Annotated in this window: 15 protein-coding genes; 8 read left to right on the top strand and 7 right to left on the bottom strand. The window is 67.9% G+C overall.

The features are described 5' to 3' along the window. Window positions 1-101: 101 nt before the first annotated feature. Window positions 102-1,763 (bottom strand): DNA repair protein RecN, encoded by a 1,662-nt coding sequence (gene recN, locus AC5P8Y_RS13155; RefSeq protein WP_164133492.1) that lies wholly within the window; start codon window positions 1,761-1,763, stop codon window positions 102-104. A 116-nt stretch (window positions 1,764-1,879) separates the two neighbouring features. Here recN and hrcA point away from each other — a divergent pair, with 116 nt between their 5' ends. From hrcA to dnaJ, 4 genes are all read left to right on the top strand, one after another. Beyond that, window positions 1,880-2,944: a heat-inducible transcriptional repressor HrcA gene (gene hrcA, locus AC5P8Y_RS13150; RefSeq protein WP_005409239.1), complete on the top strand. Its 1,065-nt coding sequence runs from the start codon at window positions 1,880-1,882 to the stop codon at window positions 2,942-2,944. Between the two features lie 63 nt (window positions 2,945-3,007). Beyond that, complete coding sequence (grpE, locus tag AC5P8Y_RS13145; RefSeq protein ID WP_005409240.1) at window positions 3,008-3,523, top strand: nucleotide exchange factor GrpE; 516 nt, start codon at window positions 3,008-3,010, stop codon at window positions 3,521-3,523. A 182-nt stretch (window positions 3,524-3,705) separates the two neighbouring features. Continuing rightward, on the top strand, window positions 3,706-5,628 hold the full coding sequence (gene dnaK / locus AC5P8Y_RS13140) for a molecular chaperone DnaK (protein ID WP_005409241.1): 1,923 nt from the start codon (window positions 3,706-3,708) through the stop codon (window positions 5,626-5,628). A gap of 154 nt (window positions 5,629-5,782) precedes the next feature. Continuing rightward, on the top strand, window positions 5,783-6,907 hold the full coding sequence (gene dnaJ, locus AC5P8Y_RS13135; protein WP_005409242.1) for a molecular chaperone DnaJ: 1,125 nt from the start codon (window positions 5,783-5,785) through the stop codon (window positions 6,905-6,907). Between the two features lie 60 nt (window positions 6,908-6,967). On the opposite strand, the gene AC5P8Y_RS13130 is transcribed toward dnaJ, so the two are convergent. After that, the gene (locus tag AC5P8Y_RS13130) at window positions 6,968-7,765 is read right to left on the bottom strand and encodes an AraC family transcriptional regulator (RefSeq protein WP_049453731.1); all 798 of its coding nucleotides are present in this window, start codon (window positions 7,763-7,765) and stop codon (window positions 6,968-6,970) included. 72 nt (window positions 7,766-7,837) lie between these two features. On the opposite strand from AC5P8Y_RS13130, the gene AC5P8Y_RS13125 reads away from it, so the two are divergent. The 3 genes from AC5P8Y_RS13125 (at window position 7,838) to AC5P8Y_RS13115 (ending at window position 11,654) form a co-directional block, all read left to right on the top strand. Further along, complete coding sequence (locus tag AC5P8Y_RS13125; protein WP_032966631.1) at window positions 7,838-9,037, top strand: MFS transporter; 1,200 nt, start codon at window positions 7,838-7,840, stop codon at window positions 9,035-9,037. A gap of 587 nt (window positions 9,038-9,624) precedes the next feature. Then, window positions 9,625-10,533, top strand: coding sequence for a pyridoxal kinase (pdxY, locus tag AC5P8Y_RS13120; RefSeq protein ID WP_495202006.1), 909 nt, complete (start codon window positions 9,625-9,627; stop codon window positions 10,531-10,533). Beyond that, window positions 10,530-11,654: a prephenate dehydrogenase gene (locus AC5P8Y_RS13115; protein WP_495202005.1), complete on the top strand. Its 1,125-nt coding sequence runs from the start codon at window positions 10,530-10,532 to the stop codon at window positions 11,652-11,654. The genes pdxY and AC5P8Y_RS13115 overlap by 4 nt, the downstream gene beginning before the upstream one ends. A 230-nt stretch (window positions 11,655-11,884) precedes the next feature. Here AC5P8Y_RS13115 and AC5P8Y_RS13110 read toward each other — a convergent pair whose 3' ends face one another. The 5 genes from AC5P8Y_RS13110 to AC5P8Y_RS13090 all read right to left on the bottom strand — a co-directional run bounded on the left by AC5P8Y_RS13110 (window position 11,885) and on the right by AC5P8Y_RS13090 (window position 16,086). Beyond that, the gene (locus AC5P8Y_RS13110) at window positions 11,885-12,079 is read right to left on the bottom strand and encodes a hypothetical protein (RefSeq protein WP_005409247.1); all 195 of its coding nucleotides are present in this window, start codon (window positions 12,077-12,079) and stop codon (window positions 11,885-11,887) included. 70 nt (window positions 12,080-12,149) lie between these two features. Beyond that, window positions 12,150-13,922 (bottom strand): ABC transporter transmembrane domain-containing protein, encoded by a 1,773-nt coding sequence (locus AC5P8Y_RS13105; protein WP_033834408.1) that lies wholly within the window; start codon window positions 13,920-13,922, stop codon window positions 12,150-12,152. Continuing rightward, window positions 13,915-14,511, bottom strand: a complete 597-nt coding sequence (locus AC5P8Y_RS13100) for an IMPACT family protein (RefSeq protein ID WP_005409249.1) — start codon at window positions 14,509-14,511, stop codon at window positions 13,915-13,917. The genes AC5P8Y_RS13105 and AC5P8Y_RS13100 overlap by 8 nt, the downstream gene beginning before the upstream one ends. A 40-nt stretch (window positions 14,512-14,551) precedes the next feature. Further along, complete coding sequence (locus tag AC5P8Y_RS13095; protein WP_111173267.1) at window positions 14,552-15,571, bottom strand: hypothetical protein; 1,020 nt, start codon at window positions 15,569-15,571, stop codon at window positions 14,552-14,554. After that, window positions 15,568-16,086, bottom strand: coding sequence for an RNA polymerase sigma factor (locus AC5P8Y_RS13090; RefSeq protein ID WP_495202010.1), 519 nt, complete (start codon window positions 16,084-16,086; stop codon window positions 15,568-15,570). The genes AC5P8Y_RS13095 and AC5P8Y_RS13090 overlap by 4 nt, the downstream gene beginning before the upstream one ends. Window positions 16,087-16,378: 292 nt before the next feature. Here AC5P8Y_RS13090 and AC5P8Y_RS13085 point away from each other — a divergent pair, with 292 nt between their 5' ends. Next, a complete protein-coding gene (locus AC5P8Y_RS13085) occupies window positions 16,379-19,177 on the top strand; it encodes an EAL domain-containing protein (RefSeq protein WP_495202009.1) in 2,799 nt (932 codons plus the stop codon). Window positions 19,178-19,180 lie beyond the last annotated feature (3 nt).

Here is a 19,180-nt window from a genome sequence, read left to right as displayed (position 1 = left end):
CTGGCCGGCAACCTCACGATCTTCGCCCACCCGTGTTGGGTTGCTGGCCAGCGGCCGGCACTACCGCGCGGAAGCCGGGCCTATGCCCGGCTCGGGCGGCGTTACACCTGCAGCAGCTTGCGCGCGGCGGCGCGCGCTTCCTTGCTCACTTCCACGCCGCCGAGCATGCGCGCCAGCTCTTCCTCGCGCGCCTTGCTGTCCAGCTTTTCCACGGCGCTCTGGGTCATGCCTTCCACCGGGGCCTTGCTGACCCGGTAATGGGCATGGCCCTTGGAGGCAACCTGCGGCAGGTGGGTCACGCACAGCACCTGGCGCTTCTCGCCGAGCGCGCGCAGCTTCTGGCCGACGATGTCGGCTACCGCGCCGCCGATGCCGGAGTCGACTTCGTCGAACACCATGGTCGGTACTGCATCCAGGTCCAGCGCGGCCACTTCGATGGCCAGCGAGATGCGTGACAGTTCGCCGCCGGAGGCCACCTTGCGCAGGGCGCGCGGCGGCTGGCCGGCATTGGCTGCGACCAGGAATTCCACGCGCTCGGCACCCTGCGGGTCGGGCTTGCCGGCGTCCTGCGGTTCCAGCTCGATCAGGAACCGGCCGCCGCCCATGCCCAGCTCGGCGATGATGCCAGTGGTGGTGGCCGACAGCTCGGCAGCAGCGCTGCGACGGCTGGCGGTCAGCACTTCGGCCTGTGCGCGCCAGGCGGCGGCGGCCTTGTCGATCTCGCCGGCCAGGCGCTGCAGGCGTTCGTCGGCGCCGCGCAGCTGTTCCACTTCGGCGTGCATGCGCTCGCGCTGCGCACCCAGCTCGTCCATCGGCACGCGGTGCTTGCGGGCCAGGTCGTGCAGACGGCCGAGGCGGCGCTCGTTCTCCTCGAACTGTTCGGGGTCGGCGTCGAGGTCGTCATGCACCCGATCCAGCAGCGACAGGGCTTCGTGCAGCTGGATCGAAGCGTTCTCGATCAGGCCATCCACCTCGCCCAGGCGCGGGTCGTGCTCGATCAGGCGCGACAGCTCGTGGCGCACCTGCTGCAGCAGGTCCAGCGCGGAGCTGCCGTCGTCGCCGTTGAGCTGGTTGCTGGCGACCTGGCAGGCGCTCAGCAGGGCGCTGGCATGGGCCTGGCGGCGGTGGCTGGCGCCGAGTGCGGCAATCGACTCCGGCTCCAGGTCTTCACGGTCCAGCTCGCGCAGCTGGTGCTCCAGGAAGCCGATCCGGTCACTGACGTCGCCCTGTTGCGACAGCGCCAGCGATTCATCGACCAATGCCTGCCAGGCCGCGGCGGCGCGTCGCACCTGGCGGCGTTCGTTCTCGTTGCGCGCATAGGCGTCGAGCAGGGCCAGCTGCGACGGGCGCGTCAGCAGGGCCTGCTGTTCGTGCTGTCCGTGGATCTCCACCAGCAGCGAGGCCAGGTCGCCCAGCTGCGCCAGGGTCACCGGGCGGCCGTTGATCCAGGCCCGCGAACCGCCATCGGCGCGGATGACCCGGCGCAGCTGGCACTGCTCCTCGTCGTCCAGCTCGTTGTCGGCCAGCCACTGGCGTGCAGCCTGCAGCTGCTCCAGCGCAAACTCGGCCGAAAGCTCGGCGCGCGCGGCGCCGTGGCGGACCACGCCGCTGTCGGCGCGCAGGCCGGACAGGAAGCCCAGCGCGTCGACCATCAGTGACTTGCCGGCGCCGGTCTCGCCTGAAACCACGGTCATGCCTGGCCCGAACTCCAGTTCGGTGGCGCGGACGACGGCGAAATCCTTGATCGAAAGATGTCTGAGCATGGGTAAGGGGGGTATCAGCAGCCGCGCAACGCTAGCACGCGGGCGAGGGAGGTCCAATGACTTGCCAAGGTGATGCGCCGCCATTATCTAGTGTCCGTGTCTCACAGGTTGATTCCATGCACGGTTCTCCCGACCAGCTTGCCCCGCGTGCGCGCCATCTGCTGCGCACGCTGATCGCGCGTTACATCCAGGACGGCGAGCCGGTCGGCTCGCAGACGCTGGCGCGCGTGGCCGGGCTGGAGGTCAGTCCGGCCACCATCCGCAACATCCTGGGTGACCTGGAAGACCTGGGGCTGCTGGCCTCGCCGCACACCTCCGCCGGGCGCGTCCCGACCGCACATGGCTACCGGGTCTTCGTCGACAGCCTGCTGCAGATGCAGCCGCCGGGCGAGGGCGAACTGGCCCGGCTGCGCCAGGAACTGGCTGGCGGCGGCAGCACCCAGGCCCTGCTCGGCAGTGCCTCGGAGCTGTTGTCGGCGATGAGCCACTTCGTCGGCGTGGTCAGCGCGCCGCGACGCGAGCAGTTCGCCTTCCGCCAGATCGACTTCGTGGCGCTGGACGGGCGCCGGGTGCTGGCGATCCTGGTGTTTGCCGACAACGAGGTGCAGAACCGCGTCATCGAGACCCGGCAGGAGTTCGCGCCGGGCCAGCTGGAGCAGGTCGCGAACTACCTCAATGCCCATTTCGCCGGCCTGCCGATGGCCGAGATCCGCACCCGCCTGCTGCTGGAACTGCGCGATGCCCGTTCCGAGCTGGAACAGCTGCTGGCGCACAGCATCGAGCTGGCCGAGCAGGCCCTGCAGCCGGCGGCCGACGACATGCTGGTGGCGGGCCAGACCCGCTTGATGGGGGTGCAGGACCTGTCCGACCTGGAGCGCCTGCGCGAGCTGTTCGAGCTGTTCTCCAGCAAGCGCGAGATCCTGCAGCTGCTGGAGCGGACCATCCAGGCGCCCGGCGTGCGCATCTTCATCGGCGAGGAGACCGGGATGATGCCGCTGCAGGGCGTCTCGCTGGTCACTGCCCCCTACACGGCCAATGGCCAGGTGCTGGGCGTGCTGGGGGTGATCGGCCCCAAGCGGATGGCCTACGACCGCGTGATCCCGCTGGTCCAGGCTACCGCCGATGTACTGGGCGCGGCGTTTTCGCCAGCCGGCCGCCCGCCGGGAACATCCGACGCTTGAAACGCAGCATCCCGCCCACACTAGGGTGGGTGGAGGCGGAGATTGACCGCCAGGGACCCAGACATGAACCACGAACAGCCAGATATCGAATCCCAGCAGAGTGCCGCCGATGCGGCCGCCACCGCCGGCGTCAACGACGAAGTCGAGCGCCTGCGCGCCGAAATCGAACAGGTCAAGGCCGATGCCCTGCGTGAGCGCGCCGACCTGGAGAACCAGCGCAAGCGCGTTGCCCGTGACATCGAACAGGCCCGCAAGTTCGCCAACGAGAAGCTGCTGGGCGATCTGCTCCCCGTGTTCGACAGCCTGGATGCCGGCCTGAAGGCCGCCGGCGACGACCCGCACCCGCTGCGCGAAGGCCTGGAGCTGACCTACAAGCAGCTGCTGAAGGTGGCCGCCGACAACGGACTGGTCCTGCTGGACCCGATCGGCCAGCCGTTCAACCCGGAACACCACCAGGCCATCAGCCAGGTGCCGACGCCGGGCGCCGCCCCGGGCAGCGTGGTGACCGTGTTCCAGAAGGGCTACCTGCTCAACGAGCGCCTGCTGCGGCCGGCGCTGGTGGTGGTGGCCGCCGATTGATGGACCAGGCCGGGCTTTGCCCGGTCCCGGTTGTGCCAGGCCATGCCTGGCAAGGTTTTCCAGGCGCTGAACACAGCGTTCGGGAGATGGCTTGAATGTTCCACGAGCCTCCCCCACATCGTATTCATCCACCGGCCGAACGGCCGGACTGACACCAACAAGCATCCTCAGGAGTCTCCCCCATGGGCAAGATCATTGGTATCGACCTCGGCACCACCAACTCGTGCGTGGCGATCATGGACGGCGGCAAGGCCCGCGTCATCGAGAATTCGGAAGGCGATCGCACCACCCCGTCGATCGTCGCCTACACCAAGGACGGCGAAGTCCTGGTCGGTGCCTCGGCCAAGCGCCAGGCCGTGACCAACCCGAAGAACACCTTCTACGCGGTGAAGCGCCTGATCGGCCGCAAGTTCACCGACGCCGAAGTGCAGAAGGACATCGCGCACGTCCCGTACAGCATCCTGGCCCATGACAATGGCGACGCCTGGGTGGCCACCAGCGACGGCAAGAAGATGGCCCCGCAGGAAATCTCGGCCAAGGTGCTGGAAAAGATGAAGAAGACCGCCGAGGACTTCCTCGGTGAGAAGGTCACCGAAGCGGTCATCACCGTGCCGGCCTACTTCAACGACAGCCAGCGCCAGGCAACCAAGGACGCCGGCCGCATCGCCGGCCTGGACGTCAAGCGCATCATCAACGAGCCGACCGCGGCCGCGCTGGCCTATGGCCTGGACAAGGGCGACAACAAGGATCGCAAGATCGTGGTGTACGACCTGGGCGGCGGCACCTTCGACGTCTCGGTGATCGAGATCGCCAACGTCGACGGTGAAAAGCAGTTCGAAGTGCTGGCCACCAACGGCGACACCTTCCTGGGTGGCGAAGACTTCGACAACCGCGTCATCGAGTACCTGGTTGAAGAGTTCAACAAGGACCAGGGCATCGACCTGCGCAAGGATCCGCTGGCCCTGCAGCGCCTGAAGGATGCTGCCGAGCGCGCCAAGATCGAGCTGTCCAGCGCCCAGCAGACCGAAGTGAACCTGCCGTACGTCACCGCTGACGCGTCGGGTCCGAAGCACCTGAACATCAAGCTGACCCGCGCCAAGCTGGAAGCCCTGGTGGACGACCTGATCAAGAAGTCGATCGAGCCGTGCCGCGTCGCCCTGAACGATGCCGGCCTGCGTTCGAGCGACATCAGCGAAGTGATCCTGGTCGGCGGCCAGACCCGCATGCCGAAGGTGCAGCAGGCGGTGACCGAGTTCTTCGGCAAGGAACCGCGCAAGGACGTCAACCCGGACGAAGCCGTGGCACTGGGTGCGGCGATCCAGGGCGGCGTGCTGGGCGGCGACGTCAAGGACGTGCTGCTGCTGGACGTGACCCCGCTGTCGCTGGGCATCGAGACCATGGGCGGCGTGTTCACCAAGATCATCGAGAAGAACACCACCATCCCGACCAAGGCCTCGCAGGTGTTCTCCACCGCCGAGGACAACCAGTCGGCCGTGACCGTGCACGTGCTGCAGGGTGAGCGCGAACAGGCCCGCTTCAACAAGTCGCTGGCCAAGTTCGACCTGTCCGGCATCGAGCCGGCCCCGCGTGGCCTGCCGCAGGTGGAAGTGTCCTTCGACATCGACGCCAACGGCATCCTGCACGTGTCGGCCAAGGACAAGAAGACCAACAAGGAACAGAAGGTCGAGATCAAGGCCGGTTCGGGTCTGTCCGAGGAAGAGATCGCGCGCATGGTCGCCGACGCGGAAGCCAACCGCGAAGAAGACAAGAAGTTCCAGGAACTCGTGCAGGCCCGCAACCAGGCCGACGCCCTGATCCACGGTACCCGCAGCGCCATCACCGAGCACGGCAGCAAGGTCGGTGGCGATGTCATCGGCAAGGTCGAGGCGGCCCTGGCCGACCTGGAAACCGCGATGAAGGGTGACGACAAGGCACAGATCGAAGCCAAGTCGAAGGCACTGGAAGAAGCTGGCCAGTCGCTGTTCGCCGCTGCTTCGGCCGACCAGGGCGGTGCCCCGGGTGCCGACGCCGGCAATGCCGGCAAGGCGCAGGACGACGTGGTCGACGCCGAGTTCACCGAAGTCAAGGACGACAAGAAGTCCTGATCCGGACCGACACGGGACGCTGGCCACCAGCGTCCCGTTGTCGCATCAGGGTCCTGACCGCCCACCGGCGTGTCGGGGCGCCCGACGCAAGAGCGGACCTGGTTCCGCTCTTCCGCTTTGACGAATCCCGACTTTCCGGAACCAGATCCACGATATGAGCAAGCGCGATTATTACGAAGTGCTGGGCGTTGCCCGCACCGCCACCGACGACGAGCTGAAGAAGGCGTACCGTCGCTGCGCGATGAAGTTCCACCCGGACCGCAACCCGGGTGATGCGGCGGCCGAAGCCTCCTTCAAGGAGTGCAAGGAAGCCTACGAAGTGCTGTCCGACGGCAACAAGCGCCGCATGTACGACAGCCATGGCCACGCGGCGTTCGAGCACGGCATGGGCGGCGGCGGGCCGGGCGGCCCGGACATGAACGATATCTTCGGCGATATCTTCGGCAACATCTTTGGCGGCGGTGGCGGTGGTCCGCGCCAGGCGCGTCGCGGCGCCGACATCGGCTACGTGATGGAGCTGGACCTGGAAGAAGCCGTGCGCGGCGTCGAGCGCCGCATCGAGATTCCGACCCTGGCCGAGTGCGGCGACTGCGATGGCAGTGGCTCGGAAGATGGCAAGGTCGAAACCTGCAATGTGTGCCATGGCCGCGGCCAGGTGCGCATCCAGCGCGGCATCTTCGCCATGCAGCAGGCGTGCCACAACTGCGGCGGCCGTGGCCAGATCATCGCCAAGCCCTGCAAGACCTGCCACGGCAACGGCCGTGTCGAGGAAGACAAGGTGCTGTCGGTGAAGGTGCCGGCCGGCGTCGATACCGGCGACCGCATCCGCCTGCAGGGCGAGGGCGAAGCCGGTCCGGCCGGTACGCCACCGGGCGACCTGTACGTGGAAGTGCGCGTGCGCGAGCATGCGATCTTCCAGCGCGATGGCGACGACCTGCACTGCGAAGTGCCGATCCGCATCTCGCAGGCGGCACTGGGTGACACCGTGCGCGTGGCCACCCTCGGCGGCGAAGCGGAGATCCGCATTCCGGCCGAGACCCAGACCGGCAAGCTGTTCCGCCTGCGCGGCAAGGGCGTGCGTTCGGTGCGCAGCCGCAGCGAGGGCGACCTGTACTGCCGCGTGGTGGTGGAGACTCCGGTCAACCTCACCCCTGAGCAGCGCAAGCTGCTGGAACAGTTCGAAGCCACCTTCGTCGGCGAGGAGGCGCGCAAGCATTCGCCGAAGTCGGCCACCTTCATGGATGGCGTGAAGGGCTTCTGGGACCGGATGACGTCCTGAGTTTTTCAACCGAAGCGTTGAGCGGTAGCGCCGGGCCATGCCCGGCGTTTTCGTTTGCGATCAGCGGAAAAACGCCGCCGGCGTCTGCCCCAGCTGGCGCTTGAACATGCTGGTGAACGCGCTGGGGCTGTCGTAGCCCATCGCCAGCGCGACATCGATGACCTTGTCGCCGACCGCCAGCCGCTCCAATGCGGCCAGCAGTCGCGCCTGCTGTCGCCACTGGCCGAAGGTCATGCCCAGTTCGCTGGCGAAATGACGCTGGATGGTTTTCACGTCCACTTCCAGCGCCTGTGCCCAGTCCTGCAGCGTCGCGTCATCGCCGGGGTGCTTCTGGATGTGCTGGCAGATCCGCTGCAGGCGTGGGTCGGTTGGTGAGGGCAGGTGCAGCGGCAGCGCGTCCATGCGGTGCAGCTCGTCCAGCAGGAGGCGGACCACGCGGCCGTCGCGGCTGTCGTCCACATGCGCGGTCTCGATCAGGCTGGCGGCCAGCAGCAGCTCGCGCAGCAGCGGCGCCACCTGTACCGCGAACGCCTCGTCCGGCAGCTGCGGCGCGAAGTCCGGCTCCACGTACAGGCTGCGCATGTGTACTTCGGCGATGCAGTCCACCGCATGGGCCATGCCGGCCGGGACCCAGATCGCGCGGGTTGAAGGCACTACCCAGCGGCCGCCGTCTGCACGCACCACCATCAGTCCGGACATGGCGAACACCAGCTGGTGACGGCGGTGCCGGTGGGGCGCGATGTGGGTCCCGGGCTTGTAATGGCGGGCGCGGCAGGTCACTGGGCGGTGCACCGGAACCTCGTTCCACGGCGCACTCTCGCGGACCTGGCAGGGGATGTCCTTTTTGCGATAGGCCATGACCCGAACGCGGCAGAAGGGAGGGGAGGGCAACCGTAGCATGCGTGGCTCGCCCCCAACCTGACTGCGTCCATGTCCGCCTTGGCTTCTCCCGCAACGACCTCACGTCCGGTGGCTCCCGGTGTGCTGGCAGCTATTTCCACCTCGCATGTCGTCAACGACATGATGCAGTCGCTGATCCTGGCCATCTATCCAGTGATCAAGGGCGGCTTCAACCTGAGCTTCACCCAGATCGGCCTGATCACGCTGACCTACCAGCTGACCGCTTCGATCTTCCAGCCACTGGTTGGCGCCGCCACCGACCGTCGCCCGGCGCCGTACTCGCTGCCGATCGGCATGGCCTCGACCCTGTGCGGCATGCTGCTGCTCGGCTTCGCGCCGAACTATGCGGTGGTGCTGATGGCTGCGGCGATGGTCGGCATTGGTTCGGCCATTTTCCATCCGGAAGCATCGCGCATTGCGCGGCTGGCCTCGGGTGGCCGTCATGGCTTCGCGCAGTCGGTGTTCCAGGTGGGTGGCAATTTCGGCACCGCGCTCGGTCCACTGATTGCTGCAGCCGTGATCGTGCCGCATGGCCAGCATGCCGCCTCGTGGTTTGCCGGCGCCGCGCTGATCGGCATTGCACTGCTGACCTATGTCGGCCGCTGGTACGCGCTGCACCTGGGCACCCCGCGCCCGGCCAGCACCGCCTCGATGGCGCCGCGCCATCCGCCGCGCACCGTGGCCAAGGTGCTGGCGATCCTGCTGGTGCTGATCTTCAGCAAATACTTCTACATGGCCAGCATCGGCAGCTACTTTACCTTCTACCTGATCCACCATTTCGGCATTCCGGTGGCACAGGCGCAGCTGCACCTGTTCGCATTCCTGGTGGCGTCCGCGGCCGGCGGCTTCCTCGGTGGCCCGCTGGGCGATCGCATCGGCCGCAAGCCGATCATCTGGACCTCGATCCTGGGCGTTGCACCGTTCGCACTGATGCTGCCGCATGCCGATCTGTTCTGGACCACGGTGCTGGCGGTGCTGATCGGTTTCGTGTTGTCGTCGGCGTTCTCGGCCATCGTGGTCTATGCCCAGGAGATGATGCCGCACCGCATCGGCATGGTGTCCGGCCTGTTCTTCGGCTTTGCGTTCGGCATGGGTGGACTGGGTGCTGCCGTGCTCGGCCTGCTGGCGGACAAGACCAGCATCGAGTACGTCTACCAGTTGACTGCGTTCCTGCCGCTGCTCGGCATCGTGGCGGCGTGGCTGCCGCCGTCGCGCCCTGCTGTTCACTGAGGGGTTTTCGGTTTGCAGGGCTTGCAGCCCTGCACCCGCAGAGGCAACGTCAACAGCAGAAGCGGGCTATCCGTGGGTGGGCGGGGTGGGTCCGGCTGCAGGGGACGCCGTAAACCCATCCCTGGGGGCTTGGCCGCGGCATCCATGCCGCGGACACCCCTGCAACCGGACCCACCCCGCCTTCGACAGTTTTCCGTGATCTGACGGAACGGCTTACTGCTCTGGTAGGTGTCGACCTTGGTCGACACGGTAGATCCACGCCATGCGTGGATGACTCATTCGATATCTGACAGATGTGTCGACCAAGGTCGACACCTACCAACAGCGCGGAACAACAGCCGCAGTTGCCAACAGCCGCGTGAACCTGTCGAAGGCGGGGCGGTGTCGGAGTGCGGGGTGTCAGCGGCATGGATGCCGCTGCCAAGCCTACAAGGACGTACTTGCGGCGTCCCCGCACTCCGACACCGCCCCGCCACCCCACGAAATGCCGCTTTGGCTTCGGCTTCGGCCGTTGCAGTTGCCGTTGCATTGAGCAGGTGCAGGGCTGCAAGCCCTGCCGAAAACCCCCTTGGGCGTAGAATGCGGCCATGAGCGAATCCCTTGATAACCACCTGGTCCACGGCCGCCGCCAGCGGCCCGACGGCCCGTCGCCGATCGATGTCATCTCGGTCCAGTCGCAACTTGTCTACGGCCACGCCGGCAACAGCGCCGCCGTGCCGCCGATGCGCGCTCTCGGCGTGCGCGTAGCCGAAATTCCGACCGTGTTGCTCAGCAACGCGCCGTTCTACGACACCACGCGCGGTCGCGTGCTGCCCGCCGACTGGTTCGCCGACCTGCTGCTGGGCACCCACGAGCGCGGCCTGCCGCAGCGGGCGAAGATGCTGGTGTCCGGCTACTTCGGCAGCACCGCCAACGGTGCCGCCTTCGCCGACTGGCTGGACGACATCCTGCCGGCCTGCCCGCAGCTGCGTTACTGCCTGGATCCGGTGATTGGTGATACCCATACCGGCCCCTACGTGGAACCGGGCCTGGAAGCGATCTTCGCCGAGCGCCTGCTGCCGCATGCCTGGCTGGTGACCCCGAACGCCTTTGAACTCAATCGCCTCACCGGCATGCCGGCGCTCGCCGAGGCCGATGCCATCGCCGCCGCACGCACGCTGCTGGATCGTGGCCCGCACTGGGTGATCGCGCACAGCGTGGGCGGCACCCCGGGTGAACTAGTGACCCTGGCTGTCGGCCGCGAGGAGACCTGGCGCTGGACCTCGCCCCTGCTGCCGGTGGACGTGGCCGGTACGGGTGATGTGCTGATGTCGCTGGTGGTGTCGCTCCTGCAGCGCGGCGAATCGATGCAGCAGGCGATCTCGCGTGCGATTGCCGGCACCCACGCGGCCCTGGAGGCGACCCTGGACAACGGCTTCGAAGAATTCGACGTGATCGCTGCAGCGCCTGCCGCGCTGGCCGAGGGGACGCGCTTCCGCGCCGAACGCGTGGCATGAGCGGCCTGCTCGAACGCACGCCGCGCACGGTCGGCATCGTCGGCAGTGCCGGCGCCTACGGGCGCTGGCTGACCCGCTTCTTCCAGCAGCACATGCAGCTGCGGGTAATCGGCCATGATCCGGCTGATCCGGGCTCGCATACGCCGGAACAGTTGCTCGCGCAGGCCGATGTGCTGGTGTTCTCGGCGCCGATCCGGCATACGCCGGCGTTGATCGCCGAGTACGTGCGGCAGTCGGCCGGCCGCGAGCAGGACCGGCTGTGGCTGGACGTGACCTCGGTGAAGGAGGCACCGGTGCAGGCGATGCTGGCCTCGCAGGCCGAGGTGGTCGGGCTGCACCCGATGACCGCGCCACCGAAAGCGCCGACCCTGAAGGGTCGGGTGATGGTGGTCTGCGAAGCGCGGCTGCGGCACTGGCAGCCATGGGTCGATTCGCTGTGCACGGCGCTGCAGGCTGAGTGCGTGCGGGCCACGCCACAGCATCAAGACCAGATGATGGCGCTGGTACAGGCGATGGTGCATGCCACCCACCTGGCCCAGGCCGGCGTGCTGCGCCAGTACCAGCCGCAGCTGGGCGACCTGGCCGCGATGATGCCGTACCGGTCGGCATCGTTCGAACTGGATACGGCGATCATCTCGCGCATCCTGTCGCTGAACCCCGCGATCTACGAGGACATCCAGTTCGGCAACCCGTACGTGGCGCCGATGCTGGAGCGCTTGGTCGGCCAGCTGCAGGCCCTGCAGGCCCAGGTCGGACAGGGCGACGACACTGCACGCAGTGCATTCCGTGAGCAGCTGCTGTCGGCCAACCGCAGTGCCTTCGGCGAGCAGGCACTGGCCGCGGGCAACTACACCTTCGAACGCGTGGGCTATCTGCTGGCTGACCTGACCGAGCGCAATGCGTTGTCGGTGCACCTGCCGGAAGACCGGCCGGGCTCACTGCGTGAGCTGCTGAACGTGTTCGAGCAGCACCGCATCAGCCTGGCCTCGATCCATTCCTCGCGCACGCCTGGCGGCGAAGTGCATTTCCGGATCGGGTTCGTGGCCGGCAGCGATCCGGGGGCGATCAGTCGCGCGGCCGCCGAAGTGGACGCCAGCGGCATCGGGCGGGTGCTGGGCTGAGCACATTCATCCACAGGCGGTGTGGATGGTTTCTGAGCAAAGGTGTGGATAACCTCGCTCAGCCCTTGGTAGTAAAGGCTGTCAAGATGGTTGGTCAAAAATTGATCACGCTTTTTGTAGGGTCGAGCCATGCTCGACCGCCTTTGGCAAAAGGCGTGTCGACAAAGGTCCACACCCACCAGAGCGGAGCGGTACGAAATCCGGTGGCGCCGGGCCGTGCCCGGCGAACCTCAGATCGTCAGCCTCAGCTCACCGCCACTGGTGGTGAACTCGCGGCCGTCGCGTACCAGCGGCCGTCCATCATCCAGTTCGTAGCGTGGCGTGGCTTCGGAATGGTGCCCGCTGCCATTCGCCTCGGGCTTGAACTCGATGATGATGTGGCTTTCGCCGTTGCTGTCGACGGCGGGGAACTGACGGAACGACATCGTGCACCTCCTTCAGCGGATGCTGCTGTTGCGCGGCCAGCTTGGCCGCGCCGATGTTAGGCGGACGTCATCAATCGATGAACTGCAGGCGTGCAAGTTCAGCGTACAGTCCGCCTTCGGCCAGCAGTTGCGCGTGCGTGCCCTCGGCGACGATGCGGCCCTGGTCCATCACCACGATGCGGTCGGCCTTGAGCACGGTGGCCAGACGGTGGGCAATGACCAGCGTGGTGCGGCCCGCCATCAGGCGTTCCAGCGCTTGCTGCACGCCGTGCTCGCTCTGCGCGTCCAACGCGCTGGTGGCTTCGTCCAGCAGCAGGATCGGCGCATCCTTCAGCAGTGCGCGGGCAATCGCCACACGCTGCTGCTGGCCACCGGACAGGCGGGCGCCGCGCTCGCCCAGCTCACTGTCATAGCCCTGCGGCAACGCGCGCAGGAATCCGTCCGCCTCGGCGGCGCGTGCGGCATCTTCCACCTCGCTGTCGCTGGCCTGCAGGCGGCCATAGCGGATGTTGTCGCGCGCGCTGGCGGCAAACAGCGTCGGCTGCTGCGGAACCAGCGCCAGCTGTCCGCGCAGCTCGGCCGGGTCGACCTGGCGCACGTCGATGCCATCCACGCAGATGCGGCCACTGGCCGGATCGTGGAAGCGCAGCAGCATCGACAGCACCGTGCTCTTGCCTGCGCCGGACGGGCCAACCAGGGCCACGGTCTCGCCCGGGCGCACGTGCAGGTTGAAATGGTCCAGCGCCGCCTGGTCTGGCCGCTGCGGGTAATGGAACACCACGTCGTCGAACCGGATCTCGCCACGCAGCGGCTGCGGCAGCACGTGCGGCTGCGCCGGCGCGCGGATCTCGATGTCTTCCTGGAGCAGTTCGCCGATGCGGCCCATGCCGCCGGCCGCGCGCTGCAGTTCGTTCCAGACTTCGGCCAGGGCACCGACCGAACCACCACCGATCAGCGCGTACAGCACGAACTGGCCAAGGGTGCCTGCGCTGAGGCGGCCATCGATGACATCGTGCGCGCCCAGCCACAGCACGCCGACGATGGCGCCGAACACCAGCAGGATGGCGCTGGCGGTGACCAGCGACTGCGCACCGATGCGGCGGCGGGCGGCCTTGATGGCATCGCCCAGTGCATGGTCGAAGCGGCCGCGCTCGTAGGGTTCGCGTGCATGCGCCTGCACCGTCCTTACGGCGCCCAGGGTCTCGCTGGCCAGGCTGTTCGCATCGGCGATGCGGTCCTGGCTGCTGCGCGCGACGGTGCGCAGCTTGCGCGCACCGATGATGATCGGCAGTACCGCAAGCGGAATGCCCAGCAGCGACCACGCCGCCAGCCGCGGGCTGGTGACGAACAGCATCGCCAGGCTGCCGACCACCGTGACGCTGCTACGCAATGCCACCGACATGGTCGAGCCGACCACGCTGCGCAGCAGCTCACTGTCGGCGGTCAGGCGCGAGACCAGCTCACCGCTGCGGCTGCGGTCATGGAAGCCGGCACCGAGCTGGATGAGGTGTGCGTAGAGGCGGCTGCGCAGGTCAGCCACGACCTTTTCGCCCAGCAGCGACACGAAGTAGAAGCGCGCGGCGGTGGCCAGGGCCAGCACCACGGCCACCAGCATCAGCAGGGCGAAGGCACGGTTGATCTGGCCGCCGCTGCTGAAGCCGTGGTCGATCATCTGCTTGACCGCCGGCGGCAGGCTCAGCGTGGCCGCCGAAGACACCGCGAGGGCCATCAGCCAGGCGGTGAACAGGCCACTGTGGCGGCGCACGAACGGCCATAGCGTGCGCAGGCTGCCAAGGCGGCGCAGCGGCGGGGGCGAGGCGGGGGCGCCGTCCTTGTCAGTCATCCTGGTGGTCGTCTTCTATGCGGATACGGTCACGAGTGGCGTCGCGCAGGCGGATTTTCAATGCGTCGACCTGATCGGCCGGCAATTCGACCCGCAGGCACACCCCGTTCGCGTCGAACTGTTCATCGCGCTTTTCCGCGCCGAACCCCGGAAGGGCCGCATGCAGGGTGCCCAGGTCTTCGAAGCCGGCCTGCAGCTGCAGCCGTGCCATGGCGACCAGCGCCAGCCGCGGCGCGGTGCGCAGGCATTCTGCGGCGGCGCCACCGTACGCCCGGACCAGGCCGCCGGCGCCGAGCTTGATGCCACCGAACCAGCGCGTCACCACCACCATCACCCGGTCGAAGCCCTGCCCGTCGATCGCGGCCAGGATCGGCCGCCCGGCGGTGCCTGCCGGCTCGCCATCATCGCTGGAGCGGTAGTCCTGGCCATGCCGGTAGGCCCAGCAGTTGTGTGTGGCGTCGGCCACGGCAACCTGTTGCAGGAACGCCAGCGCTGCGGGGGCGCCGTCGATCGGCGCGGCATGGGCGATGAAGCGGCTGTGTTTGACTTCCAGCGTGTGGCTGACGGGCTGGGCGAGGGTATCGAGCATTCCCGCCATTCTACGGTGTTGCCGGGTACCCCCGCCCGTTTCAGTCGTCCAGCAGCGGGCGCAGGTCGCGCGGCAGGCGCGCTTCCGGATATTGCTGGATGTAGCGCTCCAGGCTGGCGCGGGCGAGGTCGCGCTGGTCCTGGTCACGGCGCTCGCGGATTTTCTGCAGCCACTGCCGGCGTGGCAGGCGCGCGTCGGCGTCCACCTCGGCCTGCACGGTATCCGCGCTCAGGCCCGCATCGCTGCCGCGGCGCATGATGCCCGGAGCCGAACGGGTGGGAGCCTCACGCTTCATCGAGGTGATCTCCACCCGATCCAGCGCCTCCGCCCGCTCGACCTCGGCGGCATTGGCTGCTGGTGCCGGTGCAGGTGCCGCGGCCGTGCGTGCTTTCAGTGCCCCGGACGCTGCCGGCGCGAATGCCGGTGCAGGTGCCGGTGCCGAGTAGGCGGCGGGTGCCGGTGGCGCAGGCGGCGCTGCTGCCGGTGCTGCCGTCGGCGCTGGCGGGAGGGCCGCAAAGGCGGTATCGGCGGCCGCATCCGCAGCCATCGATCGTGCAGCCTGGGCCGGCGCTTCAGCGGTTTCGGCCGGCGCCGGCTCGGGCGCGCGTGCGATGGACGGTGCCGGGGCAGCGGCAACAGGGGCGGCCTCGGGTGCTGCGGGCGCAGCGCTTGGTTGGGCGCCCGCCACAGCGCTGTCGGCTGCACTGTGGTCAGCGGCCTGATCGGCAGCCGCAACGTCTTCTGCCGCTGCCGGTGCCGCAGCAACAGCGGCCTCACCGGCCGGAACCGGCGGCGGTTCCGGACGCAGCTGCCAGGCGATGCCGATGGCAAACACCATCGAGGCGGCGATGCCGAACACCGCCGGCCAACGCGGGCGTGTGCGCTGCGTGCGCGGCGCCTCGGGAGAGGCGACCGCATCGGCGGCCGGCGCGTCCACGGCAGCGCGGGCCGCGGCCAGGATGGCGGCGTCCAGTGCGGCGGGCGGAGCCTGCTCGGCGCGACGGCCGAGCAGCCTGGCCAGCTCGCGTTCTTCCGGCGTCAGCGGTTCGTCTCGGTTCATGCGTTCAATCCCGCACGCAGCTTGTCCATCGCATAGCGCAGCCGCGATTTCACGGTTTCCCGGCCTACGCCGGTGATCTGGCCGATCTCCTCCAGGCTCAGTTCCTGATCCAGCCGCAGTTGCAGCACTTCGCGCTGCTCAGGCGGCAGTTGTTCCATCGCCAGCTGGATGCGGCGACGTTGTTCGAATTCGGAAAGCTCGCCTTCCGGGGTCTGCCCATCCTCGATCGCGGCCAGGCGCAGATCGGAATCGGCCGGGGCAGCCGGGCGGTGGCGGGCGGCGCGCCAATGGTCGTTCAGGCGGTTGTGGGCAATGCGGAACAGCCAGGTGCTGAAGGCCGCGTCCGGTTGCCACCCGGCACGGGCGCTGATCACCCGCTGCCAGACGTCCTGGAAGATCTCCTCGGCCAGCGCGGTGTCGCGCAGTTGCCGCAGCAGGAAGCCGAACAGGCGCTTGCGGTGGCGCCCATACAGGCTTTCGAACGCGCGCAGGTCGCCACCGGCCCAGGCCAGCATCAAGGCTTCATCGGTTGGCAGTGCGCTGGCTTCCACGGCGTACAGGGTAAGGCCTGCAGGCGGTGGCGCATAGCCGGTGGCAGGGGCGGGCAGGGCGAGGTTCATGGCATGGAAGCAGCTACGGACAGCACGAAAAACGTACGGGCGCACGATTCGGGGTTTACGGGCTTCCATTGCCCCCCGGGTGGCGCGCTATGCTCGGCGGCTCAGGGGAGGCGACGCACAGACGGCGCCAAGAGATTGTCATTTGTCCACGCATGCTGAATCGGCGGAAGAGCCACTACACGAGGCCGTGTTGAGCACGGCGCTGGTGCGCGCGTTGCATGCGCTTTTGCCGGAAACGGCCGTGGTCCGCGTTGGCTGGGACGACCCGCAGCTGGGGAATGGCCGAGGGGGCTGGCCCTTGCTTGCGATTGACAGCGCTGCGTCCGTGGAGCCCGCCGCCGGCGATGGCCAGCACGGCTGGGAGTATGACGGTGCGCGGCTGCTGCTGTCGGTTGCGGGCGCGGTGCCTTCACCCGCGTGGTGGGGGCTGGCCCGGCAGGCGATGGAGCTGGCGCTGCAGCGCGGCCGCCAGGCCGGCCAGATCAAGGCACTGGAAGAGGCCGAACGGCTGCAGCAGGCCCTGTTCCAGATTGCAGATCTGGCCGGTGCCGACCTGGAAATGCCCGAGATGCTGCGCCACGTGCATGGTGTGCTGGGCACGCTGATGTATGCCGAGAACTGCTACATCGTGGAATACGACGATGTGCGCGACCAGATCCGCTTCCTGTACTTCGCCGATCAGGTCGATGACTTCGTCGCCGATCCCACGCAGAGCCATGACGCCAGCGAGATGCCGCGCAGCCTGACCGTGGCGCGGCTGCGCCATGGCAAGCCGCTCAGTGGCCCTTCGCGCAAACTGCTGGCGCAGGTGATGGAACAGGAGCATGACCCGCAGCGCGGTCCCGAAAGCCTGGACTGGCTGGGCGTGCCGATGCTGCGCGACGGCCGCGTCTGCGGGGCCATCGTGGTTCAGAGCTATGAACAGGCAGCCCGCTATGGCGAGGCCGAGCGCGCATTGCTGGGCTTCGTTGCGCAGCACGTACAGACCGCGATGGACCGGCGCCAGGCGCAGGTGCGGCTGGAGCAGCAGGTGGCGCGGCGCACCCAGGAACTGCAGCGCGCCAACCGCAGCCTGCAGGATGAGGTGGCAGAGCGTCGCCGTGCCGAACAGTTGCAGACCGCGCTGTACAACATCGCCGAGATGGCGATGTCGGCCGACAGCCTGGACCAGTTCTATGGACAGGTGCATGGGGTGGTCGGGCGCCTGCTCGACGCACGCAATTTCTACATCGCCCTGGTCAACCCGGCCGGCAACGGCCTGGACTTCGTGTATTCGGTGGACGAGCACAATGCCAGCCGCGCGCCACGGCCGTTCAGCCGGGGCCTGACCGAATACGTGGTGCGCAACCGGCGCCCGCTGCTGGCGTCACGCGCGCAGATCGATGCGCTGCTGGCCAGTGGTGAAGTGCGCGAGTCCGGCGCGCGCTCGCATTGCTGGCTGGGCGTGCCGTTGCTGCGCGACGATGAGGTGGTGGGTGCGATCGTGGTGCAGAGCTACAGCGAGAACAGCACGTTCAGCGTGCACGATCAGCGGCTGCTGACCTTCGTTGCGCAGAACATCGGAACCGGGCTTGCGCGCCAGCGCGACCAGCAGCGGCTGCGTTCGGCACATGCCGAGCTGGAAAAGCGCGTTGAGGAACGCACCCGCGAACTGGCCGAGGTCAACGAAAAGCTGCTTGGGCAGATCGGTGAGCGCCTGCGTGCCGAGCAGCGCCTGACCCACCAGGCCATGCACGATGCGCTGACCGGCCTGCCCAACCGCCTGCACCTGCTGGATCGCCTGCAGGATTCACTGGCGCTGGCCAAGCGCGAGGGCGGACCGGTGTTCGCCGTGCTGTTCCTCGATCTGGACCGCTTCAAGCTGGTCAACGACAGCATCGGCCATGCCGCCGGCGACCGCATGCTGGTGGAAGTGGCCAAGCGCATCGTGTCGATGGCAGGTGCCGAAGATGTGGTGGCCCGGCTCGGCGGTGATGAGTTTGCTGTGCTGCTGCAGTGCCCGCAGGGCCTGGCGCAGGCACTGGATTTCGGCCAGCGGCTGCTGCTGGGGTTGCAGGAATCGATGTGGATCGCCGGGCGCGAACTGTTTCCGTCCGGCAGCCTGGGCATTGCCCTGTGGAATCCGCGCTACCGCACCGGAGAAGAGCTGCTGCGCGATGCGGATGCGGCCATGTACCGGGCCAAGGCGCAGGGCCATGACCGCTGTGCGATCTTCGACGAGGACATGCGCGAAGAAGCCATGCGCAGCCTGGACCTGGAAGCCGACCTGCGCCGTGCGATCAACAACCGCGATTTCGTGCCGTTCTATCAGCCGATCGTGCGCTTGTCCGACGGCGAAGTGGTCGGTCACGAAGCGCTGCTGCGCTGGCAGCATGAGCGCCGTGGCCTGCTGCTGCCCGGCGCGTTCCTGGAGCTGGGTGAAGAGAGCGGCCTGATCGAACAGGTGGACTGGCTGATCTACGAGCAGGTCATCGCGGGGCTGGCACGGGGAGGCGAAGGCTACGTCTCGGTGAACGTATCGCCCCGGCATTTCCGCTCGGCAGAGTTCAGTGATCGCCTGTTCGGCCTGCTCGACAGCTGTGGTGCCGATCCGCGCCGGCTGCGCCTGGAAATCACCGAGGTGGCGTTGCTGGACGACGGCCCGCACACGCTGCGTATCCTGCAGGGCCTGCGCGAGCGCGGCATCCAGGTGCAGCTGGACGATTTCGGTACCGGGTTCTCCGCGCTGTCCTACCTCCACCGTTTCCCGATCAGCACGCTGAAGATCGACCAGAGCTTCATCGCTGGCCTGCACGGTCCGGAAGTGCAGAGTACGCGGGCGCTGGTGGAAGGCGTGCTGTCGCTGGCGCGCACGCTGGGCATTGAGACCATCGGCGAAGGCATCGAGACCGACGCGCAGCGGCAGACCCTGCGTGAACTGGGCTGCGACTACGGCCAGGGCTACCTGCTGGGGCGGCCCGCGCCCTGGGCGCACGCGGCGGCCTGAGCC

The sequence above is a fragment of the Stenotrophomonas sp. YJH_SMC_12-1 genome, from assembly GCF_059370935.1.
This window is presented reverse-complemented; position numbering and strand designations above follow the sequence as displayed.

Excerpts from the sequence above, each read along its gene's own strand:
- recN (WP_164133492.1), bottom strand. The coding sequence starts at position 1,763 with ATGCTCAGACATCTTTCGATCAAGGATTTCGCCGTCGTCCGCGCCACC.
- hrcA (WP_005409239.1), top strand. The coding sequence starts at position 1,880 with ATGCACGGTTCTCCCGACCAGCTTGCCCCGCGTGCGCGCCATCTGCTG.
- grpE (WP_005409240.1), top strand. The coding sequence starts at position 3,008 with ATGAACCACGAACAGCCAGATATCGAATCCCAGCAGAGTGCCGCCGAT.
- dnaK (WP_005409241.1), top strand. The coding sequence starts at position 3,706 with ATGGGCAAGATCATTGGTATCGACCTCGGCACCACCAACTCGTGCGTG.
- dnaJ (WP_005409242.1), top strand. The coding sequence starts at position 5,783 with ATGAGCAAGCGCGATTATTACGAAGTGCTGGGCGTTGCCCGCACCGCC.
- AC5P8Y_RS13130 (WP_049453731.1), bottom strand. The coding sequence starts at position 7,765 with ATGGCCTATCGCAAAAAGGACATCCCCTGCCAGGTCCGCGAGAGTGCG.
- AC5P8Y_RS13125 (WP_032966631.1), top strand. The coding sequence starts at position 7,838 with ATGTCCGCCTTGGCTTCTCCCGCAACGACCTCACGTCCGGTGGCTCCC.
- pdxY (WP_495202006.1), top strand. The coding sequence starts at position 9,625 with ATGAGCGAATCCCTTGATAACCACCTGGTCCACGGCCGCCGCCAGCGG.
- AC5P8Y_RS13115 (WP_495202005.1), top strand. The coding sequence starts at position 10,530 with ATGAGCGGCCTGCTCGAACGCACGCCGCGCACGGTCGGCATCGTCGGC.
- AC5P8Y_RS13110 (WP_005409247.1), bottom strand. The coding sequence starts at position 12,079 with ATGTCGTTCCGTCAGTTCCCCGCCGTCGACAGCAACGGCGAAAGCCAC.
- AC5P8Y_RS13105 (WP_033834408.1), bottom strand. The coding sequence starts at position 13,922 with ATGACTGACAAGGACGGCGCCCCCGCCTCGCCCCCGCCGCTGCGCCGC.
- AC5P8Y_RS13100 (WP_005409249.1), bottom strand. The coding sequence starts at position 14,511 with ATGCTCGATACCCTCGCCCAGCCCGTCAGCCACACGCTGGAAGTCAAA.
- AC5P8Y_RS13095 (WP_111173267.1), bottom strand. The coding sequence starts at position 15,571 with ATGAACCGAGACGAACCGCTGACGCCGGAAGAACGCGAGCTGGCCAGG.
- AC5P8Y_RS13090 (WP_495202010.1), bottom strand. The coding sequence starts at position 16,086 with ATGCTGGCCTGGGCCGGTGGCGACCTGCGCGCGTTCGAAAGCCTGTAT.